Consider the following 12,315-nt stretch of genomic DNA (forward strand, 5'->3'; position numbering starts at 1 on the left):
TGCCCAAGGCACAGAGTTCATCGCCAAAACCGAAAAACCACCACACCAAGCCAAAGGCGAAACCATCGGCTTCACAATCAAACCAAACCTCGCACACGCCTTCGATAAAGCAACAGGGTTAAGAATTACGAGCTAGGTAAAAGCGACAGAGCCACACCGATGTGTGGTTCTGTTAACCCTTCGATTCTGCACAAAAAAACAACCACCGGTGCAGGATTGACGCAGTGCAGCATTTATCACGGCAGTTAATTGTGCAGGTGCAGCATTTCGTGTATTGTTAGCGCTACCAAAGCCTATTTTATGAGAGATTCAAAAATGACTGCCATCATTGAAAATGAAGCGCTAATTCGTGAAACAGCATATCTGTTCTGGCTTGAAGAAGGTCAGCCAGAAGGTCGCGATCAGGAACATTGGTTGCGCGCCGTTGCCGCAGTAAACCAACCGGTTGCGAAGACAAAAGCGAAACCCGCACGCAAAGCTGCGGCGAAACCGCGTGCCGCTGCAACAAAGAAAACAGCAAAGCCGAAGGCGAAAGCCAAAGTTGCGAAAACCACCAAGTAGAGTGGTTCGCTGTCATCCGGCAGTTCGACAAATTACGTGCGTCTTTGGGTCAGCTTACGGGCGCGTTTCTACGAAAAATGTGTAGATGGCCCGAGCGCCTGAACGGAAGATTAAGATAGATGACAGCCCAGACTCAACCGACCGTGACTGTAGATAGTTTGCAGGCGGAAATAACCCGCCACCTGAAACTGTCGATCGGGAAAGACCCATCTCATGCGAGCGTCTATGACTGGCGCATGTCGCTGTCATTGGCACTGCGTGATCTCGTGGTTGAGCCTTGGTTTGCGTCGACGCGTAAGACGTATGAAGGCCAGCACAAACGTGTCTATTACCTTTCGATGGAGTTCCTGATCGGTCGTTTGGTCGAAGACGTTACGATTAACCTTGATGTCGAACAGACCGCGATTGATGCCATGGCCGCCCTTGGTCAGGACTACAAAGTTGTGGTTGCGGACGAACCCGATGCCGCACTTGGCAACGGTGGCTTGGGTCGGTTGGCGGCCTGTTTCATGGACAGTCTTGCGACGCTTGCAATCCCTGCTTACGGCTACGGGATCCGGTATGAACACGGGTTGTTCGAACAGCATTTCGAGAATGGTCAGCAGACGGAATCTGCTGAAGGGTGGCTGGCGCAACGCCATGTTTGGGAATTTGAACGTCCTGAAGTTGCTTACAAAATTCATTTTGGTGGTTATGTCAACGAAGAAGATGGCAAGGCCAACTGGCATCCGGCAGAAACAGTTTTGGCGTCTGCTTACGACACGCCTGTCATTGGCTGGAAAGGGCAGTGGGCAAATACATTGCGCTTGTGGGCCGCGAAGCCTGTGAAGCTGTTTGACCTCGAAAGTTTTAACCGCGGTGATTACGTGGGTGCGAACGCACCGGAACGGCTCGCCCGGACGATTTCACGCGTTTTGTATCCAGATGATACGACACAAGACGGTAAGGAATTGCGTCTGAAGCAGGAATATTTCTTTACCTCAGCATCAATCAAAGACCTGTTGCGCCGGTTCCTATCCGAAGGTCATCAGATCACGGATTTGGCGGATCACGTTGCGATCCAGTTAAATGATACGCACCCCGCTATCGCCGGGCCCGAATTGGTCCGGCTGCTGATCGACAAGCACGCATTGCCGGAAAAAGACGCCATTGAATTGGCGCGCAAATGTCTGGCCTATACGAACCATACATTGCTACCCGAAGCATTGGAAAGCTGGCCAGAAGACCTGTTCGCCCGCATCTTGCCGCGGCATCACCGGATCATTCAGATGATCCAACACCGGCATCTGGAAGAAACCGGATCAGACGTGCGGATAATTGATCATGGCAACGTGAAAATGGGCGAATTGGCTTTTGTCATGGCCCATAAGGTGAACGGTGTCTCTGCGCTGCATTCCGAATTGGTGAAGGAAACTGTTTTTGCCGATCTGAACACGGCGTATCCGAACCGGATCATCAACCAGACAAACGGGATCACGCCGCGTCGGTGGCTGTATTCGTGTAACCCCGCGTTGCGCGGGCTGATCAACGACACGATTGGCACGAAATGGCATACTGATCTGGAGCAGTTGCAAGACCTGAACGCGCATATCGACGATGCCGGTTTCCAAGAGGCGTTCCGAGCTGCGAAATCCGCCAACAAGAACCGGATGGCTGCGTGGCTAAAAGATCGGAATGGCGTCACGCTGGATACATCCGCGATGTTCGACATCCAGATCAAACGTATCCACGAATACAAACGCCAGCACATGAATATTCTGGAAACCATCGCGCTGTGGAATGAAATTCGCGACAATCCAACAGCTGACTGGACCCCACGGGTGAAGGTGTTCGGCGGTAAGGCGGCACCGGGCTATGCGCTGGCGAAATCGATCATTCATCTGATCAATGATGTCGCCGCGACCATCAACAATGATCCCGTGACCCGCGATAAGTTGCAGGTCGTCTACCCTGAGAACTACAACGTCTCGATGGCCGAAATCCTGATCCCCGCCTCTGACCTTTCAGAGCAAATCTCGACCGCGGGTAAAGAAGCGTCCGGCACAGGCAATATGAAGCTGTCGCTGAACGGTAGCCCGACAATCGGGACGTTGGATGGGGCGAACGTTGAAATTCGCGACCATGTTGGTCACGACAATTTCTTCCTGTTTGGCCTGACTGCCGCCGAAGCAGATGCGCAGCGTGCCGATCACGGGTATGCGCGTCGTGCGATTGAAGCGAGCCCGCGTTTGTCACGCGTTCTTGGACAGATCGCCGCTGGCGTATTTTCGGGCGGTGATCGCTATCGCTATTCCGACATTCTGCACAATTTGTACGAGAACGATTATTTCCTCGTGAGCTGTGATTTTGATAATTACTTTGCCAAGCAGCGCGAAGTTGATGCAGTGTATAGTGACGTAACCCGTTGGACTCGCATGGCTGCTGCCAATACCGCAGGCATGGGATGGTTCTCATCGGATCGTACGATTTCTGGATATGCGCAGGACATTTGGAACGCGCATTCCGTCACATAACTGGTCCCGCATCGCGGGAAATCACGAACACGGGGCGGAAAAAAGATGACGGATTTGATCAGCAAAGAAGATGCCGGCAGGATCGCGTCGGGCGTGCATTCCGACCCCTTTTCGGTTCTGGGTCTGCATGTCGTTGACGGCAAAGTCACCATCAAGGCGTTCCACCCCGAAGCGGATGCGATTGACGTGATCGACGTCAAATCGGGTCGCAAGGTGGTGTCCCTTGATCCTGTGGAACAGGGCCTGTTTGCAGGGGTCGTGGCCCGTCGCAAAACGCCGTTTGCATACCGTTTGCGGATTACCAAAGGCCCGCATGTTTGGGATGCTGAAGACCCCTATCGCTTTGGTCCTGTCCTTGGCGAATTGGACGAACATTTGATCGCTGAGGGTGCACATCAGGACCTTTGGAAAGTGCTTGGCGCGCATGTCATGGATCATGACGGTGTCGCTGGCACGCATTTCGCCGTTTGGGCCCCAAATGCGCAACGCGTTTCTGTTGTGGGTGATTTCAACGGCTGGGACGGACGGCGCAATCCGATGCGGCGGCGTGGTCAGACCGGTGTTTGGGAAATCTTCATGCCTGCTTTGGGCGAAGGGGAGGCCTATAAATACGAACTGATCGGACCAGATGGCAATCTGTTGCCGCAAAAGGCTGATCCGTTTGGATTTGGGGCAGAGCACCCGCCAAAAACTGCATCTGTTGTCCGCAAACTGGATGGGCACACCTGGGATGACCAGACATGGATGTCCAAGCGCGAGGCGCTTCACCGTATTGATCAGCCGATTTCGATTTACGAAGTCCATCTTGGATCTTGGCGGCGTGTGCCAGAAGAAAATGATCGCCCGCTGTCCTACAAAGAACATGCTGAACAATTGGTCAGTTACGCCAAGGACATGGGTTTCACCCATCTTGAACTGATGCCGATCTCGGAATTCCCGTTTGATGGGTCGTGGGGCTATCAGCCTGTTGGTCTGTATGCGCCGACAATCCGGCACGGGACGCTTGAAGAATTCCGCGCTTTTGTAGAGGCGTGTCACGCCGCCGATCTTGGTCTGATCCTTGACTGGGTGCCGGGGCATTTCCCCGAAGACGCGCATGGTCTTGGCAAATTCGACGGCACACCGCTGTATGAACATGCCGACCGCAAGGAAGGGTTCCATCCTGATTGGAACACGCTTGTTTACAACTACGGCCGCGCCGAAGTGTCGAACTATCTGGTCGCTAACGCGTTGTATTGGTTGCGTGAACACCACGTTGATGGGCTGCGCGTCGATGCAGTGGCGTCCATGCTTTACCGTGATTATTCCCGCAAAGACGGCGAATGGGTTCCCAATAAGGACGGCGGTCGCGAGAATCTCGAAGCGATCGAATTCCTGCGGCGAACCAACACGATGGCCTACGGCGAAGTGCCGGGCATCGTGACGATTGCCGAAGAATCCACCGCCTTTCCGGGGGTCAGTGCACCTGTGGATCACAGCGGTCTGGGCTTCGGGTTCAAGTGGAACATGGGCTGGATGAACGACACGCTGTCTTACATCGAACAGGACCCGATCCACCGTAAATACCACCATCACAAGATGACGTTCGGGCTGCACTACGCGTTCTCGGAAAACTTTGTGCTGCCGATTAGCCATGACGAAGTGGTGCACGGCAAGGGATCGATGATTGACAAAATGCCGGGGCAGGGCGACGAAAAATTTGCAAACCTGCGGGCCTATTATGGGTTTATGTGGGGGCATCCGGGCAAGAAACTGTTGTTTATGGGTTGTGAATTCGCGCAAGGCGTCGAATGGAACCACAACGCCAGCCTTGATTGGCACCTGACCGATACGCCGTTGCATGGCGGTGTGCAAAATCTGGTGCGTGATCTGAACGTTTTGTTCCGCGACACACCTGCGTTGCACCAACTGGATTGCAAGCCCGAAGGGTTTGAATGGGTCGAAGAAGGAGCCACAGAGGAATCGATCCTCGCGTGGATCCGTAAAGGCAAACATGGCACGCCGCCGGTGCTTGTTGTCAGCAACTTTACTCCCGTCGAACGGTCTGGACGGCGCATTGGTGTGCCTGCACCGGGGCGTTGGATTGAAAAGCTGAACACCGACGGGGCCCGTTATGGGGGCGGCAACCGTGGCAACATGGGCCACGCGGACAGCGAACAGATCGCGGCATCCGGACGGCAGCATTCTGTGTCGCTGACATTACCGCCGCTCTCGACATTATTTTTTCAATTGGACAACAGCGGGACATCCTGACCCGCACGATCAACATCAGGACTAGGGAGGAAAACTATCAATGGACACTGAATCACAACGCCTCGCACAGCAAACTATGGCCTTTGTTTTGGCCGGCGGACGCGGAAGCCGATTATACGAGCTGACGGACACCCGTGCCAAACCTGCGATGTACTTTGGTGGTAAAAGTCGGATCATTGATTTCGCTCTTTCGAATGCCGTGAATTCCGGCATCAAACGCATCGGCGTCGCCACCCAATACAAAGCCCATTCCCTGATCCGTCACCTGCAGCGCGGTTGGAGCTTTTTTCGGGCTGAACGGAATGAATCGCTCGATATTTTGCCTGCTTCGCAGCAGCTGGATAACGAAAACTGGTACAAGGGGACGGCTGATGCCGTGGCCCAGAATATCGACATCATTCGTGGATATGGTCCGAAATACATCCTGATCCTCGCGGGCGATCATATCTACAAACAAGACTATTCTCTCATGATCAAACAGCACGTCGAAAGCGGCGCTGACGTAACCGTTGGCTGTATCGAAGTGCCGCGCATGGAAGCCGCCGGTTTTGGTGTGATGAAGGTTGGCGACAACGATCAAATTCTAGATTTCATTGAAAAGCCAGCTGATCCGCCTGCGATGCCGGGGAATCCGGATATGGCGCTCGCCAGCATGGGGATTTACGTGTTCGAGACGGAATACCTGTGTGAGCTTCTGAAAAAAGACGCGACAAACGCCGATTCAAATAACGATTTTGGTGGTGATATTATCCCCGAGATCGTGAAAAACGGAAAAGCTGTCGCGCATCCGTTTAGCCGGTCTTGCGTGCGGTCCGGGCTGGAAGAAAAACCATATTGGCGCGATGTTGGGACGGTTGATGCGTTCTGGCAGGCCAATGTTGATTTGACTGATTTCAAACCGGAACTGGACCTTTACGACAACTCTTGGCCGATCTGGACCTATTCAGAACTGACCGCCCCTGCAAAATTCATCCACAACGAAAAAGGGCGTCGCGGTCACGCTGTGTCGTCGATGGTTTCAGGCGGGTGCATCATTTCGGGGTCCACGCTGGACCGCTGTTTCCTGTTCACAGGTGTGCGCACCCATTCCTATTCGCAGTTGGAAGGCGTTGTCGCCATGCCATACGCCGAAATCCACAGGCGTGCGCGTTTGACGAATGTGATCCTTGATCGCGGTGTTGTCATTCCTGAAGGGCTGGTTGTGGGCGAGAATGCGAAAGAAGACGCAGCCCGCTTCCGCCGGACCGAAAATGGCATTTGCCTGATCACCCAACCGATGATTGACGCGCTGGACACCTGACATGAACCTGCTTTTTGTCGCCTCAGAATGTACGCCGTTTATCAAAACTGGCGGCTTGGCCGATGTCATCGGCGCGGTGCCAAAAGCACTAGCCGCAGAAGGCGTGTCCGTTCGGGTTTTGATCCCCGCTTATCCCGCGCTGTCGGACCATATCGCGTCGGGTACCCAAGTTGCGCAGTTTGACGATTTGTTTGGCGGACGTGCGCGGATCGTTGCAGCACAGGCAGACGGGTTAGATTTGCTGTTGTTGGATGCGCCGCATCTGTATGATCGCGCGGGCAGTATTTATCTGGGTCCGGACGGGCAGGACTGGCACGATAACGATCTGCGGTTTGCCGCGTTGTCTTATGCGGGTGCCCAAATTGGCGTCGGCTGTTTGGACAATTGGACGCCGGATGTGATTAACGCGCATGACTGGCAAGCGGGACTGGTGCCTGCCTATTTGCGCCAGCACGATGGCCCAACACCGCCGGTGGTCATGACGATCCACAACATTGCGTTCCAAGGCGTTTTTGATGCGACGCGGTTGGGTGCGCTTGGTTTGAACGCTGATATGTTCACGCCCGATGGTGTTGAATATTATGGTAAAATCAGCTTTTTGAAGGCGGGCATCGCGTTAAGCCAAAAGGTCACGACGGTTAGCCCCACGTATGTGGCTGAGTTGCTTACACCGGATTTCGGTATGGGTCTTGATGGCCTGTTACGGGCGCGTCAATCGGACCTCAGCGGTATTCTGAACGGCATTGATTTGGACGTTTGGAACCCTGCAACGGACCCTGCGTTGGTTGCGACCTATTCTGCCAAATCCATGAAGGGCAAGGCGCGTAACAAGGCAGAAGTCATGTCTCGTTTTGGACTGACCGATGGCGACGGCCCATTGTTCTGCGTTGTCAGCCGGATGACCTCGCAAAAGGGGTTGGATATGTTGCTGGATTGCCTCGACGACCTGGTGGGGCACGGGGCAAAACTGGCGCTTTTGGGCTCTGGCGAACCGGGGCTGGAACGCGCGTTTATTGATGCGTCAAACCGCTATGCGGGCTCTGTCGGTACGATCATTGGCTACGATGAAGACTTGTCGCATCTGATGCAGGCGGGAAGTGATGCGATCTTGATCCCGTCGCGGTTCGAACCCTGCGGACTGACCCAGCTTTACGGGTTGCGCTATGGCACCTTGCCAGTTGTCGCACGAACTGGCGGGCTGGCTGATACTGTGATTGACGCGAATGAAGCAGCTTTGCTTGCCGATTGCGCAACCGGATTTCAGTTTGCGCCGATTACATCGACGATGTTTGCGCACACGATTGCACGCGCCTGCGCTCTGTACCAACAACCGAAAATCTGGGGTGCAATGATGCGCCGCGCCATGCGTCATCCGGTTGGATGGGACCTGTCAGCGGCCGCATATTTGGACGTCTACACTGCTGCTCAGGAAAGCTAAGATTTAATTATGACTGCCTATTCTCTTTCCGGTGGCTCAGCCAATGCGTTGGGCGCCATTCATGATGGCGCGGGCGTCAATTTTGCGGTGTTTTCCGCGCATGCGACCAAGATTGAACTGTGCCTGTTTTCGCCGGACGGCAGCCGTGAAACGGTGCGGATCGCATTGCCGGAACGCACCGGACATGTTTGGCACGGCTACTTGCATGATTTGCCTATAGGGACGCTATACGGGTACCGCGCCCATGGGCCTTATGCGCCGGAATTGGGACATCGGTTCAACGCCAACAAACTGCTGCTCGATCCCTATGCGCGTCAGTTGCACGGCACATGGGTGAACCACCCTGCGACGCTTGGATATGATGACACATCGTCGGCCTGTGATCTGTCGTTCGACAGCCGTGATAGCGCGCCGTATGTGCCGAAATCCGTGGTTTTTGACCCCAAAAAATTCGCCAATATGACCCCCGGACACCACCGCAAGTCGAACCGTGACCTGATTTACGAAGCTCATCCGAAAGGCGCGACAAAGGCCCATGCGGGCATTCCCGAAAATATCCGTGGCACCTACGAAGGGCTAGCGTCGGACGAGATGCTGGATCATCTGAAAACGATAGGTGTTCAGGCCGTTGAACTGATGCCTGTTCATAGCTTTGTTGATGAAAAGTTTCTCGATGATCGCGGGCTGACGAATTACTGGGGCTATAATTCCATCGGGTTTTTCGCGCTCGAACCGCGGTATCTTGGCCCCGACGGCATTGCAGGTTTCCGCAAGATGGTGGACCGGTTTCACGCAGCGGGCATCGAGGTTATTCTCGATGTTGTCTACAACCATACCGCCGAAGGCGATCAGCGCGGCCCGACCCTGTCGTATCGGGGATTAGATAATGCGTCTTACTACCGTCTGACCGCAGGCCAGCCGCGCTATTACGTGAATGATACTGGCTGCGGGAACACGTTGAATGTGGCGCATCCGTATGTGTTGCGTATGGTGCTTGATAGTTTGCGGTTCTGGGTCGAATGCATGGGGATCGACGGGTTCCGTTTTGATCTGGCCACGACATTGGGGCGCGAAGATCACGGGTTTGATGTGCGCGGTGGTTTCTTTGATGCACTGCGTCAGGACCCCGTGTTGGCGAATGTGCGTATGATCGCGGAACCGTGGGACATTGGCCCCGGCGGGTATCAGTTGGGTGGGTTCCCCCACGAATTTAACGAATGGAACGACAGCTACCGCGACACCGTGCGCAGGTATTGGCGGGGGGATGCACACAGCGCGCAGGAACTGGGCGCGCGGTTGTTAGGATCGGCGGACAAGTTTGATCACAAAGGCCGACGTGCGGATTCATCGATCAACTTTTTGGCCTCACACGACGGTTTCACGCTGGCGGATACCACCCGTTACAATCACCGCCATAACGAGGCGAACACAGAAAATAACCGCGACGGCCACCATTCCAACTATTCGGATAATGCCGGTGTCGAGGGTGAAACAGATGACCCTGCCATCCGCCTGATCCGGACCCGCAGGCAGCGCAACATGCTGGCCACGTTGTTTTTGTCCCAAGGCACCCCGATGATCCCAGCCGGAGACGAATTTGCCAATTCGCAAAAAGGGAACAACAACGCCTATTGCCAAGACAACCCGATCGGATGGATTGATTGGGAAACAGCGGACACGGAGCTTTTGGCTTTTGTGGCAAGCCTATCGACCTTCCGGCAGAATCATCTCAGCGTGCGACAGGACCGGTTCCTGCATGGTGCAGCCCGCCCCAAAGATGGCCTGCCGGATGTAGCATGGACGGATTTCGCAGGAGAACCGTTGGAATGGCGCGATCCGGGTCTTGCAAACCTGTGCCTGCTGTTGCGGTGTTCAGCAGAGGCGCCGGATTACGCCCCTGACAGTGACATCGTCTTCATCGTTTTCAATCGGGCACCTGAGCCGGGCAAGGTAATCCTGCCGTTGCCCGAGCCTGATCATCATTGGGTCCGTGCCATCGATACGGATGCGAACGAACAAGGCGCGTTTTGCGAATTGGAAGGGCCGCACACCATCGTGGCTGGCGAAACCGTCGTGGCCTTTGTGCAAAAGACCGATGGGGCACAGCTATGACGGTGCAGGATGATCTAGCCGCACTTGCCGATATCTGTGGCATCGTCCCGCATTTCTACGATCTTCACGGCCAACAGTTACCGACATCACCTGAAACGCAACGTGCCTTGCTGGCGGCCAACGGGATTGATGTATCGACTGACGACGCAATCCAGTCGTCGCTGGCGCAATTGCGCTTTGACCGCGATGATCGGTGGTTTCCAGATGAAATCATCGTCGAAGCAGGTGTTGAGGCTTGGCAAAACTTCGGGCTCGGCGCTGCGTGGGATATCCGTTTGGACGAAAGCGATGATATTCTTGTGTCGGGCGAACCGCGTGATCAAATCACCGTGCCGCCACTTGATCCGGGGATTTATACGCTGACCGCAACGGCATCTGGCCGGACAGAGGTCATCACGGTCATCGCGGCCCCTAAGACGCTGCCGTCCGTTCCTGATTTGACCGGTGCTACGCGGCTTTGGGGCATGAACCTTGCGTTGTATGGGCTGCGGTCAGAACGAAACGCGGGGCTGGGTGATTTTGCTGATCTTGGTGCTGTCGCACAGATTGCAGGCGGGCAGGGTGCTGATTTCGTTGGCATTAACCCACTGCATGCAATGGGGTATGCGGATCAGGCGGCGATTAGTCCTTATTCGCCGTCCCATCGGGGTTATTTGAATACAGCCTGCATCGCGCTTGATGTGTTGCCCGGTGCTGGTGACGCCGGTGATTTCGCGGACTTGCGGGCATCAGAAACGGTCGCTTATCAAGATCACAAACCACGCCATGCGGCAGCGCTGGAAACGGCATTTGCCACGTTCCTAACCAAAGCGGATCCGGTTGATGCACAAAGCTTTGCGGCCTTCCAATCCAACGGCGGCGACGATCTGCGCAAGTTCGCCACCTTTGAGGCGCTGAGCGAAATTTATGGGCCCGATTGGCGCCAATGGCCTGATACGCCTGCTAATCCTGATCCCGCACGCGTAACATTTCACATGTGGTTGCAATGGGTCGCTGACCGGCAATTGTCAGACGCGCAGGCGCAGGCCAAAGCAGGGGGGATGGCGCTTGGGCTTTACCTTGACCTTGCGGTTGGGTCGCGGCGCGATGGTGCTGAAAGCTGGTGTGCACAAACTGCGATTGCACAGGGTGTGTCCATCGGCGCACCGCCCGATCACCTAAGCCCTGCAGGGCAGAACTGGGATTTGGCGGCGTTTGCGCCCCGCAAATTGAAAGCTGAACGATACCGGCCGTTGCGCCGGATTATCGCGCAAACCATTCGTCATGCAGGCATCATCCGGATCGATCATGTTCTGGGCCTAAACCGCAGCTATTGGATTCCGGACGACGGCAGTCCGGGGGGTTACATTCACCAGCCGTTTGAAAGCCTGCTCGCCGTGATCAAGATCGACGCCGCGCGGTATAATTGCGCGGTGATTGGCGAAGATCTTGGGCTGGTCCCTGACGGGTTCCGTGACACGATGCGTGCGCACGGGTTCTACGGGTATTCCGTGTTGCAGTACGAAAAAGACGACTCTGGTGCGTTCCGGACATCGGACGCTGGATCGGCACAGGTGCTGTCATGTTTTGCGACGCACGACACCCCGACGGTCAAAGGGTATGAGACAGGGCACGACATTGATTGGTGGGAAAACCTGTCGTGGGTTGATCGCGAGACCGCAGAAAACATGCGTGAGCAGCGTAAAGCAGACGTATCCCGCTACACGGAAAACGGCGACTTTAGCACAAACGTCCATGGGATGCTGGCGGGGTCATCCGCTTGCTTCGCAGCTGTTCAATTGGACGATGTGTTAGGAGCGAAAGAAGCGCAGAACCTGCCCGGAACCATCGACGAGCACCCGAATTGGCGACGCAAATATGACATAGCGCTGGAAGACCTGAACGACGCCCCCGCATTAAATGCGATGGCTGCGTTGATGACAGACGCGGGGCGCTAACCGACTAACGGCCGGGGCTTTATGTTAGATTCACCATGTTTTTATTGGCAGGCGTGTCAGCGTTCGTTTCCGTTTGGTGAACTCACGCTGAAGCGCGATTTCTCTCTGTTCAGTTTATCTGGATCATGGCTCTCCTTCCATCAGTTTTGCGCGGAACACTTCTGAAGGCGTTTGATAGCCGAGGCACTTGCGCGGTGTTGC

7 protein-coding genes are annotated in these 12,315 nt (G+C 55.0%); all 7 read left to right on the forward strand.

Going from position 1 to position 12,315, the window contains the following annotated elements:
* Positions 1 to 315 precede the first annotated feature (315 nt).
* Entirely contained in the window at positions 316 to 561 is a 246-nt protein-coding gene (locus tag MWU61_RS19380) for a DUF2934 domain-containing protein (RefSeq protein WP_247130134.1), read from the forward strand.
* Positions 562 to 680: 119 nt separating this feature from the next.
* Positions 681 to 3,074 (forward strand): glycogen/starch/alpha-glucan phosphorylase, encoded by a 2,394-nt coding sequence (locus tag MWU61_RS19385; RefSeq protein WP_247130135.1) that lies wholly within the window; start codon positions 681 to 683, stop codon positions 3,072 to 3,074.
* Between the two features lie 45 nt (positions 3,075 to 3,119).
* Positions 3,120 to 5,327, forward strand: coding sequence for a 1,4-alpha-glucan branching protein GlgB (gene glgB, locus MWU61_RS19390; protein WP_247130136.1), 2,208 nt, complete (start codon positions 3,120 to 3,122; stop codon positions 5,325 to 5,327).
* A gap of 40 nt (positions 5,328 to 5,367) precedes the next feature.
* Complete coding sequence (glgC, locus tag MWU61_RS19395) at positions 5,368 to 6,627, forward strand: glucose-1-phosphate adenylyltransferase (RefSeq protein WP_247130137.1); 1,260 nt, start codon at positions 5,368 to 5,370, stop codon at positions 6,625 to 6,627.
* Between the two features lies 1 nt (position 6,628).
* Positions 6,629 to 8,065, forward strand: coding sequence for a glycogen synthase GlgA (gene glgA / locus MWU61_RS19400; protein WP_247130138.1), 1,437 nt, complete (start codon positions 6,629 to 6,631; stop codon positions 8,063 to 8,065).
* 9 nt (positions 8,066 to 8,074) lie between these two features.
* The gene (gene glgX, locus MWU61_RS19405) at positions 8,075 to 10,177 is read left to right on the forward strand and encodes a glycogen debranching protein GlgX (protein ID WP_247130139.1); all 2,103 of its coding nucleotides are present in this window, start codon (positions 8,075 to 8,077) and stop codon (positions 10,175 to 10,177) included.
* Positions 10,174 to 12,114, forward strand: a complete 1,941-nt coding sequence (malQ, locus tag MWU61_RS19410) for a 4-alpha-glucanotransferase (RefSeq protein ID WP_247130140.1) — start codon at positions 10,174 to 10,176, stop codon at positions 12,112 to 12,114. The genes glgX and malQ overlap by 4 nt, the downstream gene beginning before the upstream one ends.
* Positions 12,115 to 12,315 lie beyond the last annotated feature (201 nt).

It is taken from the genome of Loktanella sp. F6476L, assembly GCF_023015725.1.
GTDB lineage: Bacteria > Pseudomonadota > Alphaproteobacteria > Rhodobacterales > Rhodobacteraceae > Yoonia.